This window comes from Aeromonas sp. 603757 (assembly GCF_049171255.1).
Lineage (GTDB): Bacteria > Pseudomonadota > Gammaproteobacteria > Enterobacterales > Aeromonadaceae > Aeromonas > Aeromonas veronii_A.
The window spans coordinates 1-19249 of the sequence record NZ_JAAKOE010000018.1 but is presented as its reverse complement, the minus strand read 5'-3'; the positions used below and the strand labels follow the sequence as shown (position 1 = coordinate 19249).

19 protein-coding genes and 1 pseudogene are annotated in these 19249 nt (G+C 56.5%); 3 read left to right on the top strand and 17 right to left on the bottom strand.

Translation table 11 applies throughout. The features are described 5' to 3' along the window. Window positions 1-49 precede the first annotated feature (49 nt). From G5332_RS16090 to yceD, 15 genes are all read right to left on the bottom strand, one after another. Window positions 50-334: a RepB family protein gene (locus G5332_RS16090; protein WP_159163586.1), complete on the bottom strand. Its 285-nt coding sequence runs from the start codon at window positions 332-334 to the stop codon at window positions 50-52. A gap of 154 nt (window positions 335-488) precedes the next feature. Beyond that, window positions 489-1430 (bottom strand): tyrosine-type recombinase/integrase, encoded by a 942-nt coding sequence (locus tag G5332_RS16085; RefSeq protein ID WP_421311371.1) that lies wholly within the window; start codon window positions 1428-1430, stop codon window positions 489-491. 372 nt (window positions 1431-1802) lie between these two features. After that, complete coding sequence (locus G5332_RS16080) at window positions 1803-2582, bottom strand: TatD family hydrolase (RefSeq protein WP_157160787.1); 780 nt, start codon at window positions 2580-2582, stop codon at window positions 1803-1805. A gap of 25 nt (window positions 2583-2607) precedes the next feature. Then, a complete protein-coding gene (gene holB / locus G5332_RS16075; protein WP_042011462.1) occupies window positions 2608-3555 on the bottom strand; it encodes a DNA polymerase III subunit delta' in 948 nt (315 codons plus the stop codon). After that, on the bottom strand, window positions 3540-4181 hold the full coding sequence (tmk, locus tag G5332_RS16070; protein ID WP_005345536.1) for a dTMP kinase: 642 nt from the start codon (window positions 4179-4181) through the stop codon (window positions 3540-3542). The genes holB and tmk overlap by 16 nt, the downstream gene beginning before the upstream one ends. Further along, window positions 4181-5182, bottom strand: coding sequence for an endolytic transglycosylase MltG (mltG, locus tag G5332_RS16065; RefSeq protein WP_005333156.1), 1002 nt, complete (start codon window positions 5180-5182; stop codon window positions 4181-4183). The genes tmk and mltG overlap by 1 nt, the downstream gene beginning before the upstream one ends. After that, the gene (gene pabC / locus G5332_RS16060; RefSeq protein WP_421172891.1) at window positions 5172-5978 is read right to left on the bottom strand and encodes an aminodeoxychorismate lyase; all 807 of its coding nucleotides are present in this window, start codon (window positions 5976-5978) and stop codon (window positions 5172-5174) included. Before pabC ends, mltG begins: the two co-directional genes overlap by 11 nt. Window positions 5979-6046: 68 nt before the next feature. After that, window positions 6047-7288 carry a beta-ketoacyl-ACP synthase II gene (fabF, locus tag G5332_RS16055; RefSeq protein WP_421311369.1) on the bottom strand — a complete coding sequence of 414 codons (1242 nt, stop codon included), beginning with the start codon at window positions 7286-7288 and terminating at the stop codon, window positions 6047-6049. 82 nt (window positions 7289-7370) lie between these two features. Then, entirely contained in the window at window positions 7371-7607 is a 237-nt protein-coding gene (gene acpP, locus G5332_RS16050) for an acyl carrier protein (protein ID WP_005300909.1), read from the bottom strand. Window positions 7608-7765: 158 nt separating this feature from the next. Beyond that, window positions 7766-8500, bottom strand: coding sequence for a 3-oxoacyl-ACP reductase FabG (fabG, locus tag G5332_RS16045; RefSeq protein ID WP_005351850.1), 735 nt, complete (start codon window positions 8498-8500; stop codon window positions 7766-7768). 13 nt (window positions 8501-8513) lie between these two features. Beyond that, window positions 8514-9449, bottom strand: coding sequence for an ACP S-malonyltransferase (gene fabD / locus G5332_RS16040; RefSeq protein ID WP_279497782.1), 936 nt, complete (start codon window positions 9447-9449; stop codon window positions 8514-8516). 71 nt (window positions 9450-9520) lie between these two features. Then, the gene (locus tag G5332_RS16035; RefSeq protein WP_064336099.1) at window positions 9521-10480 is read right to left on the bottom strand and encodes a beta-ketoacyl-ACP synthase III; all 960 of its coding nucleotides are present in this window, start codon (window positions 10478-10480) and stop codon (window positions 9521-9523) included. A 7-nt stretch (window positions 10481-10487) separates the two neighbouring features. Beyond that, window positions 10488-11507 carry a phosphate acyltransferase PlsX gene (plsX, locus tag G5332_RS16030; RefSeq protein WP_421311368.1) on the bottom strand — a complete coding sequence of 340 codons (1020 nt, stop codon included), beginning with the start codon at window positions 11505-11507 and terminating at the stop codon, window positions 10488-10490. A 9-nt stretch (window positions 11508-11516) separates the two neighbouring features. Then, a complete protein-coding gene (gene rpmF, locus G5332_RS16025; RefSeq protein WP_005300935.1) occupies window positions 11517-11684 on the bottom strand; it encodes a 50S ribosomal protein L32 in 168 nt (55 codons plus the stop codon). A 19-nt stretch (window positions 11685-11703) separates the two neighbouring features. After that, window positions 11704-12225, bottom strand: coding sequence for a 23S rRNA accumulation protein YceD (gene yceD, locus G5332_RS16020; protein WP_013723766.1), 522 nt, complete (start codon window positions 12223-12225; stop codon window positions 11704-11706). Window positions 12226-12344: 119 nt separating this feature from the next. On the opposite strand from yceD, the gene G5332_RS16015 reads away from it, so the two are divergent. Next, entirely contained in the window at window positions 12345-12926 is a 582-nt protein-coding gene (locus tag G5332_RS16015; protein ID WP_421249819.1) for a Maf family protein, read from the top strand. A 100-nt stretch (window positions 12927-13026) separates the two neighbouring features. Here G5332_RS16015 and G5332_RS16010 read toward each other — a convergent pair whose 3' ends face one another. Both G5332_RS16010 and rluC read right to left on the bottom strand, forming a co-directional pair. Continuing rightward, window positions 13027-13689 (bottom strand): HAD-IA family hydrolase, encoded by a 663-nt coding sequence (locus G5332_RS16010; RefSeq protein ID WP_421249820.1) that lies wholly within the window; start codon window positions 13687-13689, stop codon window positions 13027-13029. After that, window positions 13689-14633 carry a 23S rRNA pseudouridine(955/2504/2580) synthase RluC gene (rluC, locus tag G5332_RS16005; RefSeq protein ID WP_005351815.1) on the bottom strand — a complete coding sequence of 315 codons (945 nt, stop codon included), beginning with the start codon at window positions 14631-14633 and terminating at the stop codon, window positions 13689-13691. Before rluC ends, G5332_RS16010 begins: the two co-directional genes overlap by 1 nt. 413 nt (window positions 14634-15046) lie before the next feature. Between rluC and rne the strand changes: the two genes are divergently transcribed. Both rne and G5332_RS15995 read left to right on the top strand, forming a co-directional pair. After that, window positions 15047-18151, top strand: coding sequence for a ribonuclease E (gene rne / locus G5332_RS16000; protein WP_421311367.1), 3105 nt, complete (start codon window positions 15047-15049; stop codon window positions 18149-18151). 458 nt (window positions 18152-18609) lie between these two features. Beyond that, window positions 18610-18768 (top strand): annotated as a pseudogene (locus tag G5332_RS15995) (IS3 family transposase); the annotation flags it as partial. Window positions 18769-19249 lie beyond the last annotated feature (481 nt).

The following is a 19249-nucleotide window of genomic DNA, read 5'->3' as shown; positions in this document are numbered from 1 at the left end:
CCTGGCTTTTTTTTTCTCTTCACGTATCGCTGTTACTTCACTCTTGTGTCTATTCAACGGTCTCTTCGACCTGTGTGGTGACTCTGTTTTCAAACGGAGGTTCTCTACCCAGCTCATGTTGGTAGAGCAGATCGATCGCCTGCTCGATGAGTGATGCCTGACTGTCTTCGAGATGAAGACCCAGTGCGGCCAATCGTTCGGCGTGGCGATTGCTGATCCAGCATTGCAGCCGGGTATGGGTCTCCTGCTTGCGTTTTACATGTTGGCGCTGCCGCTCGGCATTGTTTTGGGGCACCGCCTCTTGCTCTTCACGCACTGTCATTTCTTGGCTCATATGTCCTTGCGATGTTCCATTTCCGGATTTGTTATCTCTCATCACATGCCATTATCCATAGGAAGATGGCCCTTCCCCTTTGGGCTGCACGGCAAATATATCATCAGATCAACAAGATATCATTTAACATAAAAAATGAAGTGACGCAGTTGTGTCAAAGCAAGCCATCAAGGGCATGATCGGAGAATTTGTGGGCGTCATCGAAGTACTCCTGCAGGGTTCGCATATCCTTGTGGCGAGTGACTTCAATGATCTTGTTCATCGGCTTTCCGGCAGTCACCGCCGAGGTGATGAACCCGCGACGCAGGCTGTGGCCACTGACGTAGAGATCGTCAATGGTTTGGCCGGTTCGGCGCTTGATCATCAGATTGATGCCCTGAGGGCCGAGCGGTTCGGCCATCAGTTGACCCCAACGATTCATGCGCCGAAATAGTGGCCCCTCGCTGATCCCGCTTTTGTGTAGCCACTTTTGTAGTGCCGAGACGGGACAGTAATGCTTGCCCGGGATCAGGGCGATCTCGGTTTCATGCAGCTGATGTTTGCTCGGTTTGAGGCGAAGGCGGATCCCCTGCCCCACAAAATCGAGGTCGCTCACCTCAATTCGGGCCGCTTCCGAGCGGCGCAAGGCGCCACTGAACATCAAGAGCAGCAGGGTGTAATCACGCAAGCCCGCCATATCATGGGTGTCGATGCCATCCAGCACCTGGGTCAATGGCTGCAACGTCAGGGCGCCGGTTTTGCGTTTGCGATTATCCCCCAACCTGACAATGCCGCGCATCATCTCCTTGATTTCGGGATGTTCGGTGGGCATGGGGTGAATCCCTTTCTGCTTGAAAGCATAGCGGATCCCCGCCAGACGTCTCACCAGGGTTGCCGGTTTACGAGGTTCACCGTTACGCAGCTCCCCTTTTCCCTCCTCTTTATCCAGCCATACCCAGTCGGCCAATACGCCATCGGCCTGATCAGCGAGAAAGTTCATGATGTCATGATGGGTGGTTTGCAGCGGATCAAGCCCGTGCAATTGGCACCAGAAGACAAAAATACGGGTATCCGCCTGATAGGCATTGAGGGTGGAATCCGCTTTTGCACTGCGCAAAAAGCGGCGTGCCCGACTATTAAGCTGTGCATCGAAAACAGTCTGTAGTGACTGATGAGCTGGATTGGACAAGGATGGATATGCCACGGAACTCTATGATTCATATGAAGTTTGAGAGGATCTTACAGGATCCTTCCCACACATCAAGTATCGATAATGAATATTATCGATACTAAGAACATCCTGTTTTTATACCCTTTGACCGTGCTGAATAAAAGAAACATCGGAATATCATTCAACCCGGTTTAGCAAAAACGAAAGAGTAAAATCAGCAGGAAAAGTGAGAGATAACACTGTGTGCAGTTGATATTTAGGCGGGTTATCAGCTTGGCATTTGAAATATAAAAAGCCCCGAGCAACGGGGCTTCTGTGTTATTTTTTCGCCAGTTTGAATAGTTCAAAGAAATTCCGGCTGGTGGCTTCTGCCAATTCATCAAGCGGAATATGACGCAGATCGGCAATAAACTGGGCAACGTCTCGCACAAAGGCGGGTTCGTTCTCCCTCCCCCGATGTGGCACGGGTGCAAGATAGGGCGAGTCGGTCTCGACCAACAATCTGTCGAGGGGCAGAGCCTTGACCACCTCTTGCAGGGCAGACGCATTTTTGAAGGTGGCGATCCCGGAGATGGATATATAGAACCCCATCGCCATCGCAGCTTGCGCCATTTCGAGGGATTCGGTGAAGCAGTGCAGCACACCGCCAACCTGATCAGCGCCCTCTTCACGCATGATCTGCAAGGTATCTTGCTGGGCATCGCGAGTGTGGATGATCAGCGGCTTGTTCAGCGCGCGAGCAACCCGGATATGTTCGCGGAAAGAGGCTTGCTGAACTTCCTTGTTCTCGGGCGAGTAAAAGTAATCGAGACCGGTCTCACCGATGGCCACCACACGTGGATCGGCAGCTTGCTTGAGCAGCAACTCGGCATCCACCCCGGGTTCCTGATTGAGCGGGTGTACCCCGCAAGAGGCAAACACCTGGGGATAGGGGGCGATCGCCTCGAGCATGGTCGGGAACTGTGCCTGAGTCACACTGACACAGAGAAAATATCCCACGTCCAGTTGCGCGGCCTTGGCCAGCACATCGGCCATGCTGGTCTGCTTGCTACCATAGCTGAGGCGATCGAGATGACAGTGGGAATCAACGAGTAACATATAAAACCTTTCTACTTGTCGGTACTTATAACCAGCGACTGAGCCAGTTCATCAGATGGATGGTGGGATTGGAGAGCTGACCCGGCTGGCATGCCGCTTTCAGGGCAACCAGATCTTGTTCTGCCTCCAGCAGTTTTTCGCTGGAGTGCTGCTCCGCCAACCGTTGACTCAAGATGGCCAGATCAGGCATTGCCAGCTGATGGTGACCGCATCCTGCCTGGGTTTTCAGGGCATCGCACAAGAAGAGCTGCAACCAGTGCAACCTGACCTGCGTCTCCTGACCAAGCTGGCTGCACAGTGCCGTCGCCTTGACCGGACTTTGACTCAGGGCGACAAACTGCTCCAGCAATTCGCGGCGAGTACCGTCCTGTTGCTGCTCGATATAGTCGAGTACCCGCAGCGGGGCCCCCTGACAGATCCGCACCTGAGCCAGAGTAGCCTGATGACCCTGCTCGGCCAACCAGCGTACTGTTTCCCCTTCCGCTGGCAACTGGCAGACATGTTTGTGACAGCGACTGAGAATGGTGGGAAGCAACCGGGAAACCTGGGAGGCAATCAGCAACAGCAAGCTGTCGCCGGCCGGCTCTTCCAGGGTTTTCAGCAGGGCATTTGCCGCCGATTCGGTCATCCGCTCCGCATCTGGAATGATCACCACCTTGCCACGGCCGAGCTGGGCAGAGCCCTGCAGCCGGGTGCAGATCTCGCGAATGGCCTCTACCCCGATGGTCTTGCTGTCGCGAGTTATGGTGCCGAGATCCGGGTGGTTGCCCTTGTCAAACAGCTGGCAAGAGTGGCAGTGGCCGCACGGCTCTCCGCGATCCGGTTGCTGGCAAAGGTGCAAACGTGCCAGCCGCTCGGCCAGTTGCTCCTTGCCAAGACCGGGATCGCCCAGCAACAACCAGGCGTGACCGAGACGTCCGGACTGAGCCGTCTGGCTCAGGGCATGCCAGTCGGGGATCAGCCAGGGATACATAGCGGCTCGTTCGACAGATAGTGATCCAATGCACGCTCGATGGCAGCTTTGACCTGTTCCGGCGTTTGCGCCGCATCGATCACCACAATGGAATCATCCTTGGCGGCCAGTTCGAGATAACGAGTTCGGGTACGCTCGAAGAAGCTCAGTTGCTCCAGTTCGATGCGATCCAGCTCGCCACGATGGCGCGCGCGCTGCAAGCCAAGGGCAGGATCGATATCGAGATAGAGGGTGAGATCCGGCTTGAAGTTGCCGAGCACCGCCTGTTTGATGGCTCCGATAAGCTGGGCATCGATACCACGGCCACCACCCTGATAGGCCTGGGAGGAGAGATCGTGGCGATCCCCCACCACCCAGACACCGTCGGCCAGTGCGGGTTTGATGCGGGTCTCCACCAGTTGTACCCGGGAGGCATACATTAGCAGCAGTTCCGCCTCGATGGTGAGGCGTTCGTCGTGCACCTCTTTGACGATGGCCCGCATCCGCTCGGCCAGCGGCGTACCACCCGGCTCGCGGGTGCACTCGATCCGGTTGATGCCGTGGCGCTGCAGATAGTCGGTCACATAACGCACGGCCGAGCTCTTCCCTGCCCCTTCCAATCCTTCGATCACAATAAATTTAGACATTAAGGTTTCTTCAATATGTATTCGCGAACCGCCCGATTGTGTTCATCGAGGGTCTTGGAGAAATAGTGGGCACCGCCCCCCTTGGCGACAAAGTAGAGATAATCGGTCGACTTGGGGTTAAGCGCAGCTTCGATGGAGGCCTTGCCCGGCATAGCGATAGGCGTGGGCGGCAAACCGTCAATCACATAGGTGTTGTAGGGGTTCTTGTCGGTCAGATCGCTACGGCGAATATTGCCATCGTAGCGATCCTTCACCCCGTAAATGACAGTGGGATCGGTTTGCAACTTCATGCCCAGACGCAGACGATTGACAAACACCGAGGCGATCTGTGCCCGCTCGTCCGGCTGACCGGTCTCCTTCTCGATGATGGAGGCCATGATCAACGCCTCGTAGGGGGTCTTGTAAGGCAGGTTGGCCTGACGTTTCTCCCAGCTCTGCTGCAGGAAAGTCTCCATATCCTGATGGGCACGACGCAAGATCGAGAGATCGCTGGCATGGGTGGTATAGGCGTAGGTTTCTGGCAGGAACCACCCCTCCAGCTTGCCATTCTCGATGCCGAGCTCCTGCGCCAGGTCGGCTTCTGATTGCTCGACGGTCAATCGCTCAAGGTATGGCGCGCTGGAGAGCTGCTTCTGCCAATCCTCGAAACGGGAACCTTCGACGAAGGTGAGGCTGAAGTGAAACTCCTTGCCCGATGCGAACAGAGAAAGGGTCTCCTTGAGAGGGGCCCCTTCCTTGATTTCGTAGGTGCCCGATTTGATGGCCACCAGTTCGGGGTGGCTACGCAGCCAGAGCCGTACCGCCCAGGGGCTGGTTTCCCCCTCCCCCAGTTCGGCGATGAGGCGCGCCGCATGGGCGCCCTTCTCCACCGTAAAGAGCCGGGTCGGCCCCTTGTTGGTGAGCGTTTCTACCTGTTGCCATTTGTAATGTACATAGCCCCCGGCAGCGGCTACCGTCAGTGCCGCCCCCGCGAGCAGGGTGTAAAGCCGATTAAACTTCAATGACCAAACGCTCCTGTAAACGGCGACTCAATACCGCTGGGGGATAGTGAATATCCTCGATGCCATTGACCGGCACGATCCCCATCAGGGTATTGGTGAGCCACACCTCTTCCGCCTGCCATAGTGACTCCAGCGGAGCCTCTACCACACGCAACTCAATACTCATCTGTTTCAACATCGCCATCACCTGGCGGCGCATGATGCCATCGACACCACCGCGGGCGAGATCGGGCGTAAACACCGTCTTGCCCCGACGCCAAAACAGATTGGCACTGACCCCTTCAATGAGAAAACCGCGACTGTTAAGCACTATCCCTTCGACTGCATTTCGGCTGACAAGTTCGCTTTTCAGCAATACCTGCTCCAGACGATTCAAGGTTTTAAGCCCGGCCAGCATGGGGGCATCGCCGATCCGCTGGCGGCACACCACCATCTCGATCCCCTCCTGTTGCCACTGGCCATAGTGAGTGGGAAATGGCGCCAGAGTGACCATCCGGGTTGTGTGCTGACATCCGCTGCCATCATAGCCCCGTCCCCCTTCGCCGCGGGTCAGGATCACCTTGGCCACGCATTGTGGCTGGTCGGCCACCATCTCTTCAACCTCCCGGGTCAAGAGATCCCAGTCCGGTTCAACCAAGCCCAACCGGTTGTTCGCCTGCTGCAACCGTGCCAGATGGGCAGGCCACTGCAACACGCGACCCTCCCTGACCGCCATGGTGGTGAAATGACCGTCACCATAAGCCAGCCCCCGATCATGGGCCGAGATGGTATCAAGCTTCATGCCATTGATAAGCAAAGGGATCCCTCCGATAAAAAAGGCCCGATACCGGCAGTATCGGGCCTGTGTCTTTGCCCTGCGGCAAATTATACGCGTTTGAAGATCAGTGAGCCATTGGTGCCGCCAAAACCAAACGAGTTGGAAAGGGCGTACTCGAAGCTACCTGGCTTGGCCACATGGGGCACCAGATCCAAGTCGCACTCTTCATCCGGGTTGTCCAGGTTGATGGTGGGCGGAGCCACCTGATCACGCAGGGCCAACACTGTGATGATCGCCTCGATGGCACCGGCGGCGCCCAACAGGTGACCGGTCATGGACTTGGTAGAGCTCACCATCAGGGATTTGGCGTGCTCACCAAACACCGACTTCATGCCACGCAGCTCGGCCACATCACCCAGCGGGGTGGAGGTACCGTGCGCGTTGATGTAACCAATCTGCTCGGGAGCAATGCCGGCATCCTTGATAGCATTTTTCATGGCGCGAGCACCACCGTTGCCATCTGCAGGAGGCGCAGTCATGTGGTACGCGTCACCGCTCATGCCAAAACCGACCAGCTCGGCGTATATCTTGGCGCCACGGGCCTTGGCGTGTTCGTACTCTTCCAGTACCAGCACACCGGCACCGTCACCCAGCACGAAACCATCGCGATCTTTATCCCACGGACGGCTCGCTTTTTGCGGCTCATCGTTGCGGTTGGAGAGTGCCTTGGCGGCAGCAAAACCACCCATCCCCATCGCGGTGGAGGCTTTCTCGGCACCGCCAGCGACCATCACGTCTGCATCACCGTAAGCGATCATCCGGCCAGCCATACCGATGGCATGGGTACCAGTGGTACAGGCGGTAGTCACGGCGATGTTCGGCCCTTGCAGACCTTTCATGATGGAAAGATGACCGGACACCATATTGATGATGGTGGACGGAACGAAGAAGGGACTGATCTTGCGCGGGCCGCCGTTGACCAAGCTTTCGTGGTTCTGTTCAATCAGACCCAGACCGCCGATACCGGAGCCAATCGCCACGCCGACACGTTCGGCATTCTCTTCATTGATGGTCAGGTCGGAATCATCCAGCGCCTGCATACCGGCCGCGATGCCGTATTGAATGAAGAGATCCATCTTGCGAGCGTCTTTACGGTTGATACCGTACTGCTCGGGATCGAAATCCTTGACCAGACCTGCGAAGCGGGTTGCAAACTCGCTGGCATCAAAATGTTCGATAAGGGAAATGCCGCTCTGCCCGTTGAGCAGTGCTTGCCAGCTGGATTCGGCAGTGTTACCCACCGGGGAAAGCATCCCCAAGCCGGTCACCACGACTCTGCGTTTTGACACTGAGGTAGTCTCCGAGAGGTGTTTTGAAAGGGAACAAATACAAAAGAAGCGGCCCTTGGGCCGCTTCTCTTAGAACAGGAACTTATTCCTGATTAGCGGTGATGTAGTCGATAGCCGCTTGAACAGTGGTAATCTTCTCGGCTTCTTCATCAGGAATTTCGGTATCGAATTCTTCTTCCAGCGCCATTACCAGTTCAACGGTATCCAAAGAGTCAGCGCCCAGGTCGTCGACGAAGGAGGCAGCGTTCTTAACGTCTTCCTCTTTAACACCCAGTTGTTCGATGATGATTTTCTTTACGCGTTCTTCGATGTTGCTCATGACCTGAATTTTCCTTTAAAAATACGCTATTTGCGTCTGGTTGGGGTAGTTTATTCAATTGACGTGAGTTTGCAAGTAGCTTGCCGCTGGTCAAACCACGAAATGTGCCAAACCTCGGCGTACTATCGCAAATTTGAACAGATCTCACGACAAATTGATTACACCATGTACATCCCGCCATTAACATGCAGGGTTTCGCCAGTGATATAGGCTGCTTCATCAGAAGCCAAGAATACCACAGCTGCGGCAATTTCTTTTGGATCACCCAAACGGGCGGCAGGCACCTGACTCATGATGCCGGCACGTTGATCGTCATTCAGGGCACGGGTCATGTCGGTTTCGATGAAACCGGGAGCAACCGCGTTCACTGTGATACCACGGGATGCCACTTCCCGCGCCAACGATTTGGTAAAACCAACCAGACCGGCCTTGGCGGCAGCATAGTTGACCTGACCGGCATTGCCCATGGTTCCCACCACGGAGCCAATGCTGATGATGCGACCGTGACGTTTCTTCATCATGGCACGCAACACCGGTTTGCTCAGACGGTAAAGCGAGGTCAGATTGGTATCGATGATCTCGTTCCACTCGTCATCTTTCATCCGCATCAACAGGTTGTCACGGGTGATCCCTGCGTTGTTGATCAGGATGTCGATGTCGCCAAAGCGCGCCTTGATGGCGGCGAAGACGGCTTCGATGGATTCTTGGCTGGTCACGTTGAGTGCCATGCCACAACCATTGTCGCCCAGATAGGCGCTGATCGCCTCGGCACCGCTCTCGCTGGTCGCCGTACCGACCACTTTCGCACCACGGGCCACGAATGTTTCGGCAATCGCACGGCCGATACCACGACTGGCACCGGTCACCAACACAACCTTATCGGTAAAGCTCATCACTTGCTCCTGTTTACTTGATCTGGGCCAGCGCCTGCTCGAAAGAGGCGGCATCGTTGGCGTGAACACCTTCCACCCGCTTGTCGATGCGCTTGGCGAGCCCGGTCAACACTTTGCCCGGTCCCATCTCGATCTCGAGGGTAACGCCCTCATTGGCCATCCGCTCGACAGTCTCGGTCCAACGAACCGGGCTGAACAGCTGACGTACCAGCGCTTGCTTGATGGCGGCCGGATCCTGCTCACAGGATACGTCGACATTATTGATGACCGCGATGGTTGGAACCTTGATCTCGATCCCGTCCAGCGCAGCTGCCAGTTTTTCTGCGGCAGGTTTCATCAGCGCGCAGTGAGACGGCACGGAGACCGGCAGCGGCAGCGCACGCTTGGCGCCCGACTCTTTCATCAGCACGTTGGCGCGCTCAACGGCCTCTTTGTGACCGGCGATAACCACCTGGCCCGGGGAGTTGAAGTTGACCGGAGAGACCACCTGCCCTTGTGCCGCTTTTTCGCAGTTGGCGGCGATGGATTCGTTATCAAGGCCGATGATGGCCGCCATGGCGCCGGTGCCTTCCGGTACCGCTTCCTGCATGGCCAGACCACGCAACTCGACCAGTTTGACCGCATCGGCAAAATCGAGTGCGCCGCTGCAAACCAGCGCGGAGTACTCACCCAGGCTGTGACCCGCCATCATGGCAGGAGTTGCCCCACCCTGCTGTTGCCATAGGCGCCACAGAGCGACAGAGGCTGTCAGCAGCGCAGGCTGGGTGCGCCAGGTTTTGTTCAGATCTTCAACCGGACCATCCATCACCAGGGCAAACAGGTCATAACCCAGCACCTGGCTCGCCTCGGCGAAGGTCTCCTTGATCACGGCATGTTGTTCGGCCAGCTCGGCCAGCATGCCTACGGACTGGGAACCTTGTCCCGGGAAGGCAATGGCAAATTGGGTCATCATTGATTCCTTTTAGATAAGACAAAAATGAAATCGATGACGGGATGATGGGCGCACCATCCCGCCGAAGATCAGAGGCGAACCAGCGCCGAGCCCCAGGCAAAACCGCCGCCAAAGGCTTCCAGCAGTACCAGCTGACCCGGTTTGATCCGGCCATCCCGCACCCCTTCATCGAAAGCGACCGGAACGGAAGCGGCAGAGGTATTGCCGTGCTTGTCGAGGGTCAGCACCACTTTATCGAGGCTCATACCCAGCTTCTTGGCGGTGGCACTGATGATGCGGAAGTTGGCTTGATGCGGCACCAGCCAGTCCAGCTCGCTCGGCTCGATGCCAGCAGCGGCCAAGGTTTCGGTTACGATCTCGCTCAAACGGGTGACCGCGACCTTGAAGACATCGTTGCCCTTCATATACATGTAGGCTTCGAGCTCGGCACCCGGCATGCCGCGGCGAGGGTGCGGCAGCTTGAGCAGCTCGCCATAACGGCCATCGGCATGGAGATGGGTAGAGAGGATGCCCGGCGTCTCGCTGGCACCGACAATCACAGCCCCAGCCCCGTCACCAAACAGGATGATGGTACCGCGATCTTGCGGATCGCACATGCGGGAGAGTACATCGGCCCCGACGACCAGCACATGGCGGGCGGCACCGGATTTGACGAACTGATCGGCAATAGAGAGTGCGTAGGTGAAACCGGCACAGGCAGCAGCCACGTCAAAGGCAGGAATGCCCGGTACGCCGAGCAGCCCCTGCAGCTCGCAGGCAGCAGCCGGGAAGGCATTTTCAGCACTGGTGGTGGCCAGCACTATCATATCGAGATCGGCAGCGGTCAGACCGGCTGCTTCCAGGGCCCGCAGGGCGGCCTGGCAAGAGAGGGTGGCAACGGTTTCGTCAGCCCCGGCAATACGGCGCTCACGGATACCGGTGCGTTCTACGATCCACTCATCACTGGTCTCAACCATCTGCTCGAGATCGGCGTTGGTACGCACTGAACTCGGCAGGTAGCTGCCAGTACCCAGAATTTTGCTATGCATAGAGTTCTTATAGATCCCTGTCAGAGAAGACAGCTTCAAGGCGATCTGCTATTTGCAGTGGAAGTTGATGTTTGGCCTCTTGTGCGGCCAGCAGGATCGCATTACACAGGGCGCGCCGTTCGGCCCGCCCATGACTTTTTACCACAATGCCGCGCAATCCTAACAGACTTGCCCCGTTATACTGGTCGGGGTTCAGGTAAGAAAAACGCCGTTTGAACATAAATCCGGCGATCCGACCAAGAAAAGTGCGTTTCTTGCGGGGATATCCGGCCAAGTGGGCCATCATCCGCACCACCCCTTCTGCCGTCTTGAGGGCGACATTACCGACAAAACCGTCGCAGACGATCACGTCGCTGTCGCCGCTGAAGATGCGATCCCCTTCGACGAACCCGACATAATTGAGCGCGTGGCACTGACGCAACAATTCGGCGCTGTGGCGCACCAGATCGTTGCCCTTGATCTCCTCCTCGCCGATGTTGAGCAAGGCAACACGAGGTAATGCTATGCCTTCTACCTTTTCAGCCACGACGGAGCCCATCACCGCAAACTGCAGCAAGGTATCCGCATCGCAACTGACGTTGGCGCCAAGATCCAGCATCACGGTGCGTTTCCCGCTCAATGTCGGCAACGCCTTGATAAGGGCGGGTCTGTCTACCCCGGGTAGGGATTTGAGCACGCACTTGGCCATCGCCATCAACGCACCGGTATTGCCGGCACTGACGCAGGCATCGGCCTCACCGGCTTTCACCAGATTGAGTACCACCCGCATGGAGGAGTCTTTCAGAGTACGCAGCGCCACGATCGGTTTATCGCCCATGCCAACCACTTGGGATGCATGTACGAAACGAACGCGGGGATGATTCAGCAAGCCATGTTGCTGCAGCAGAGAGAAGGTCTGGTGCTGGTCGCCGACCAGGATCAGTTTTAGCTGGGGTAAAAGAGACAGTGCCTGCACGGCGGCAGGCACTGTTTCCGAGGGGCCAATATCTCCCCCCATGATGTCTAGCGCGACAGTTTGCGTAGACAAAGGCAATCCTTAAGCGATTACCTTTTTACCGCGGTAGAAACCATCGGCAGTCACGTGGTGACGACGATGAATTTCGCCACTGGTCTGATCAACAGTCAGGGCAGCGGTGGTCAGCGCATCGTGGGAACGACGCATGCCACGCTTGGCACGGGTTTTACGGTTCTGTTGTACGGCCATTGTAGGCTAACTCCTAAATTCACTTACGTTTAAGCTCTTCAAGAACTGCAAAGGGATTCGGCCGCTCATCAGCAGGTTCGATTTCACCCCAGGTCATCTCCATGTTTCCTCTCGGGCATGCATCCAGAGAATGCATTGCGACTTGAGGCAACGAGAGGATGAGTTCATCCTCCAGGATTTGATGAAGATCTATCTCGCCGTTTTCGTCCAACTCAATGGGCTCATAAGCTTCCGGCAGTTCTTCCTCGTTTGTTCTTTCGAACAGCGGAGTGTAGATAAATTCAGCTTCACAGAGGTGTTCGAATGTCTCTCCACAACGTTGGCAAACCAAGTCAACCTTGGCATGGGCAGTGCCTTTCATAACGGTCAACTTCTGGACATCTTTGCCAAAGTGCAGTGATACATCGATATCACTCTGCAAGCCAGCGGTTGATTCCTCCAGCCTGGGCATCTGCGACTTTTCCACTATCCCGATGTAATCGAGCAGCTTCAAGGCACTACGGACTGGATCAACCTTAACGGGCAACTTCACCTTTTGCATAGGGCGCGAATAATATAGGTCCAACAACTGATAGTCAAAGGAAAAAGTCCTTACCGCCGATGATTTTAACGTCACAAGTCCCTAGAATGCCGGTACTCGCTTTCATCGGTAACTCGATTATGCCACAGAATCTGATCCTCGCCTCAACTTCTCGCTATCGCAAAGCCCTGCTGGAGAAGCTCGGTCTCCCCTTTGAATGTGCCGCCCCCGATGTGGATGAGCGACCACTAGCTGGCGAATCCGCCGAGGCGCTGGTGACCAGGCTGGCCCATGCCAAGGCAGATGCTGTCGCCCAACATCGTGATCACGGCTTGATCATCGGATCTGATCAGGTGTGTGTCTGCGATGGTCACATCCTCGGCAAACCAGGCACCATCGACAATGCCATCGCCCAGCTGATGGCGGCTCAAGGTCGCAGTGTCACCTTCTACACCGGCCTGTGCGTAGTGAATGCCGCAACCGGTGAGGCTCATCAACTGGTGGAACCTTTCACCGTCTATTTTCGCAACCTCGATGAAGCCGCCATTCGCCGCTATGTAGAGGCAGAATTGCCCCTAGATTGTGCGGGCAGCTTCAAATGTGAAGGAATGGGGATCGTGCTGTTCAAGGGGCTGGAGGGGCGCGATCCTAACGCCTTGATCGGTCTGCCACTGATCGGCCTGATCGAACTGCTGGAGCGCCACGGTATTGCCCTGCCCTGATTGCGGACGAATAGATAAGCTAGATCGAGGATATAAAAAGCCCGGTCAATACACCGGGCTTCTGTTATCAATCAGATTGATGTCTGTTAAAAAGAGGCGTCTACAACAGCGCGCGAAGAGCCGTCATGGAGTCCACCACCGCTACAGGTCCGTGACGGCTGAGGGCATCCCGACTATCTACACCCCAGGTAACGCCGATGCGCGGCATGGCGATTGCCTCGGCCATCGCCATATCGTGAACAGAGTCGCCGATCATTACCGCCTGCCGGGGTGACAGCCCCAGCTCGTCCAGGATCTGCTCAAGCATCAGCGGATCAGGCTTGGAGCGAGCCTCATCGGCCCCGCGACTGGTTACAAACAACGGGCGCAGTCCGGTCTCATCCAATACCCGATCCAGCCCACGGCGTGATTTGCCGGTCGCGACGGCCAGTTGCAGCCCTCGTGACCGCCAATCATGCAGCAACTCCCCTGCCCCGGAAAACAACGGGCTGGGGGTGGCCTCGTGCAGATAGTGATGACGATAGCGATCGATGAGTGCGGCAATCTGGCGCTCATCAAAGGCACTGCCACTGCCACTACTTAAAGGGAACAGACGGGACATGGCGACATCAAGGCTCAATCCGATGATCTGCCGAATCTGGGCTGGTGCAGGTACCGCCAGCTCACAATCTCTGGCGGCCCCTTGCACACAGGCAACAATCCGGCCTACCGAATCCATCAGGGTACCGTCCCAATCGAAAATGGCGAGCCGGATATCCTGCATCAGCGTGGCAAGCCGTTGAGGAAGTTGTCGAGCTCAGGTGCCAGCGGCGCTTCGACCTGCATCTCGCGACCATCGGCCGGATGGGTGAAGCTGAGCTTCCAGGCATGCAAAAAGAGCCGTTTCAGCCCTTGGCTGCGCATTTTCTCGTCAAACGCCGCTTCACCGTACTTATCGTCACAGGCGATCGGATGACCGGCATGCAGGGTATGCACGCGGATCTGGTGGGTACGACCAGTAATGGGGCTGCACTCGACCAGGGTCGCTTCGGCAAATTGACGCACGATGCGAAAGCGGGTTTCGGAGGGCTTACCATCGGCACTGACCCGTACTACCCGTTCACCGGATTGCAGATCGTTTTTGCGCAGCGGCGCATTAACCACCTTGACGTGAGCCTGCCACTTGCCACGCACCAGCGCCAGATACTGTTTGCGCATGGTCTTGACGCGCAACTGCTCATGCAAGCTGCGCAGGGCGCTGCGCTTCTTGGCAACCAGCAATACCCCAGAGGTGTCGCGATCCAGTCGATGAACCAATTCGAGGAAACGGGCTTCCGGCCGCAGGGCGCGCAGCCCTTCAATCACGCCAAAGCTCAGGCCGCTGCCACCGTGTACGGCCATGCCGGAGGGCTTGTTCAGCACGATCATGGCATCGTCTTCGAACAGGATCTGACTCTCCAGACGCTGGATAACCCCGAGGTTGGCTGAAGGCAGCTCATTCTTCTCGGCAACGCGCACGGGGGGCACCCGCACCTCGTCACCTGCGCAGAGTTTGTACTCCGGTTTGATGCGCTTTTTGTTTACTCGCACTTCGCCTTTACGAAGGATGCGATAGATCAGGCTCTTGGGGACGCCCTTTAGCTGAGTCTTGAGAAAATTGTCGATGCGCTGCCCGTCATGCTCAGCTTCGATGGTGAGCAGCTGCACTTGTTGTTGTATCTGTGTCATGGCGCGGATTTTAACACTGCCAGCGCCCCTTGGCTGCATCGTTTGTTGAAAAATGGCGCCTTGCTATAAAAGAGGTTTAAATGGGATAATAAACAAGGTTTTGTCATTGTGTTCAAGCCTTGTACTAAGTGGCCAAAAAGTATGCCACCCAATCCCGAAACACCGTGTATACAAGAACATGACGGTTCCCGGGTGCGAGGTACAACGCATGGAGAACACAAACATCACCGTTTATTTGTCTCCATTTCGGCATCCTTATTCATTCCTTCTCGAGAAGTGATGACCAGAACGCCCTTAGTTTGCGCCTCATGCATACCCCAACCGGGAGGTTGCCCCAGTATGCTGAAGACCCGAGGCCGGCGCTGGCAGGACCCAGATGGAGGAAATCAAAATGACACAATAATGAGAACTCAATGAAAAGAATGCTTATCAACGCAACTCAAGAAGAGGAGTTGCGCGTAGCGCTGGTTGACGGACAACAGCTCTACGATTTGGATATTGAAAGTCCGGGACACGAGCAGAAGAAAGCGAACATTTACAAGGGTAAGATCACCCGCGTAGAACCCAGCCTTGAAGCTGCTTTTGTTGATTACGGCGCCGAGCGCCACGGTTTCCTGCCGTTGAAGGAGATCGCCCGCAATTACTTCCCCTCCGGTTACTCCTATCAGGGTCGTCCCAACATCAAAGAAGTGGTCCGCGAAGGTCAGGAAGTTATCGTCCAGATCGACAAGGAAGAGCGAGGCACCAAGGGTGCAGCCCTCACCACCTTTATCAGCCTGGCAGGTAGCTACCTGGTACTGATGCCCAACAACCCCCGTGCCGGTGGTATCTCCCGCCGCATCGAGGGTGATGAGCGGACTGAACTGAAAGAAGCCCTGAGTGGATTGACCGTGCCGGAAGGCATGGGGCTAATCGTGCGTACCGCTGGTGTGGGCAAGTCTCCGGAAGAGTTGGAATGGGATTTGAACGTTCTGCTCAACCACTGGGACTCCATCCACAAGGCCTCTCAGGAGCGCGCTGCGCCGGTGCTGATCCACCAGGAAAGCAACGTCATCGTGCGTGCCATCCGTGACTACCTGCGTCGCGATGTGGGCGAGATCCTGATCGATAATCCGGTGATTTTCGAACGCGCAAAGGCCCATATCGAGCTGGTGCGTCCCGATTTCCTCAACCGTGTGAAGCTGTACAAGGGTGAAGTTGCCCTGTTCAACCACTTCCAGATTGAGAGCCAGATCGAATCTGCCTTCCAGCGTGAAGTGCGCCTCCCCTCCGGCGGCAGCATCGTTATCGATCCGACCGAAGCCCTGACCTCCATCGATATCAACTCCTCCCGCGCCACCAAGGGCGGCGATATCGAAGAGACTGCGCTGCAAACCAACCTGGAAGCGGCCGACGAAATTGCCCGTCAATTGCGTCTGCGCGACTTAGGGGGACTGATCGTAATCGACTTCATCGACATGACCCCTGTTCGCCATCAGCGCGAAGTGGAAAACCGTCTGCGTGAAGCGGTTCATCAGGATCGTGCACGCATCCAGCTGGGCCGGATCTCCCGTTTCGGTCTGCTGGAGATGTCTCGCCAGCGTCTGCGCCCCTCCCTCAACGAGTCCAGCAGCCATATCTGCCCCCGTTGCCAGGGTCAAGGCGTGATCCGTGACAACGAATCTCTCGCCCTGTCCATCCTGCGCCTCATCGAAGAAGAGGCGATGAAGGACAACACCGAGCAGGTTCACGGCCAGGTGCCGGTTGATGTGGCCGCCTATCTGCTTAACGAAAAGCGTGCCGCCATCGCCAGTCTGGAACAGCGCAATGATGTGCGTGTTTACATCATTCCGAACCAGCATCTGGAAACCCCGCACTACGAAGTGACTCGTATTCGTCAGAACGAGATCCCGGAAGCGGCCAGCTACGAGCTGAAAACCGAGATTGCCAAGCCGGTCTACCAACCGAAGCAAGCTCAGGTGATCGAGCGTGAGCAACCGCTGCTGCAAGGCTTTGCCCAACCGGCACAACCTGCCCCTGTTGCACCGCAACAGCCGGCGGCTCCCGTTGCTGCGGCCACTGCCGAAGTCGGCTTCTTCAGCAAGCTGCTCAAAGGCATTACCGGCCTGTTCAGCAGCGATGCAGCCCCTGCCGACGTGAAAGCGCCCGCCGAGAAACCTGCAGCTCGTGAAGCACGCAAGGATGAAGGTCAACGTCACCAGCGCGAAGAAGGTCGTGGCCGTGGGCAGCGTCCTCGTCGAGACGACAATCGTGGCAACCGCAACAATGCGGAAGCTGGCGAGAAGCGTGAAGGTGGCAACCGCGAAGCCGGTGAAAACCGCAATCGCCGTCCCCGCAAAGAACGCGAGCCTCGTCAGGAGCGTGAAGCCCGTGGTGAGGTGCGTAGCGAACAGCGCATGGAACGTGAACCCCGTCAGGAGCGCGAACCTCGCGAGCCGCGCCAGGAACGTGCGCCACGTCCAGCCCGTGAACCTCGTGCTCCCCGTGAGCCGCGTGCCGAAGTCGTTGTTGAAGCGGTAGACGGCGTTGATGCAGCTGCCGTCCAGCCACGTCAGGAGAAAGAGCAGAAAGTGGCCGAGCGCCGCGAACGTCGTCAACTGCGCAAGCAGATCCGTGTCGATGTCGCCGCTGCTGACACCCCTGCCCTGCCGGTCGACGAAGTACCAGCGCAAACTGAAGTGATCGATGCCACCGTGGGTAACGAGCAGGAAGAGCAGAGTGAAGGCCAGCGCCGCTCACGCCGCACTCCGCGCAGCCAGCGTATCGAAGGTCAGCGCCGCAAGCGCATCAACGAAGATGCCCGCAGCCAACGTGATGAAGAACAGCAAGAGACCACCACTCTGACCACCGCAGCCCAGGCAGATATTGCCAAAGCGCAGGTTGAAGAGCCGGTAGTGCCTGTTGTTACCATCCCGAGCGCTGAAGCTGTCGCTGCTGCCCTGCAAGCCTCTGCTGCACTGACCGAGCATGTGGTTGTCGAAGCCATTGCTGAAGAAGCTGCCGAGCAGGCTGCTGTTCAGGTTGAAGCAACTCAAGCCGATGTGGCTGCAAGCCCGGTTGTTGCAGCTGTCGAAGAGGTCGTGGTTGCAGCAGAGCAGGAAGTTACCGTTGTCGCCGCTCCGGCTGTCGACGTGGCTGCTGCTACCATGGTTGAAACCGCTCCGGTTGTTGAAGTAACACCTGCCGTAACAGCCCCTGTTGTGGAAGCCGCACCTGTCGCAGCTGTTGTTGAACCACAAACTCCTGCTGCTGTCATCGAAACCCCGGCTACCGTGGCTGCGGTTGTAGTGGAAGAGACTCCGGCCGTCACCAAACAGGTAGCTCACGGAGCTGGCCTGCTGGCTCGTGCCCGCAAAGCATCCGCGCCGATGGCAACCCCCGCCGAAGCCCCTGCCCTGCCTGCTCGTGAGCCGGTTAACTACCCGCCGCTGGTACGCAACGAAGTGAGCACATCAGGTCGTCACGGTGGCAGCACTGCCGCCGTCAACGTGGCCACCTGCCCGGCCGGCCGCCCCTGATATCCACCGGTAACGACTAAATCGAGAGCCACACCATTGTGTGGCTCTTTTTTTATCTTCATGACATAGATTGCTCGAGCTTCATCGATAAGGAGTTTGGATGAGGAACCTAATGCAAATATCCTCTTGAACACCCGACTCCAGTCAGTAATACCTCGGATATGGACAAACAAATCCGCTACCGACACGCCGCATGGCATTGACCAAGCCACAGACTCTCTCCTCTGTTTGAACCGGGAGCTTGGCGACAGCAAACTGTGTTTGTGTCGTAAAGGTTTGCTAAACCGGCTCAAGATTTTCATTCTATCTTCCGACTCGTTAAAAATGATATTCTACTTCTAGTTTGTTGGCATATAACAGCAAAGCATCGCTCAGTACATACAAAATACAAACAGGGATTAATCGGCATTACTGCGCGACGAGGAAGCCCTAGACTAGGCTGCGAGTACCGAAGGTTATACAACCGTGACAAGGTGCAAGATATCATGCAGAGGTCTGTCGAGCGTTGCTTCGGAAATTCGTCGCCAGCATCACCGGCGAAATGGCTGACAGATAATGGTTTGGCGTATCTAGCCCATGAGGCTCGCACATTTGTACGAGAAATTGGTTGGAGCCCAGAATGGGTCGGTGAGACGCGGCAAAGCGAAGCACTTCGGGTAGGCAGTTTGGCCATCGAGTTGGAGCATTATAACGAGCACCAAGACCGTTCACCCCGGAAGGTTCTGTGAAGTCGGGTATCACAATCCCAAGTGGAAAACGAGTCTGCAACAATGGGGAAAATCCACTTTGAACATTCTGAAAGGAACTTGCTGCTGGCCGAGAACCGTCAGCGGGAGCTGATAGATGCATCCATCTTCATGAATACTCAGCTCGGCATCTACCTGCCAATGACTCGCTTGCGATACGGATTTTGCCAGTAACCGGCATGTAATGACTGATACAACCCCGAGCAATACTGTACGCCTCGGTCCGAGTGATGGATAAGCTCCCCGCCACCACCCCGCTACTTCAGAGCTTTTTTAAAGGCTATGTCCCAATTACGTGTTGCATGGGGCGCCCCAGGGCCTCATACAAACACACTTTGATATTTACGCCTTT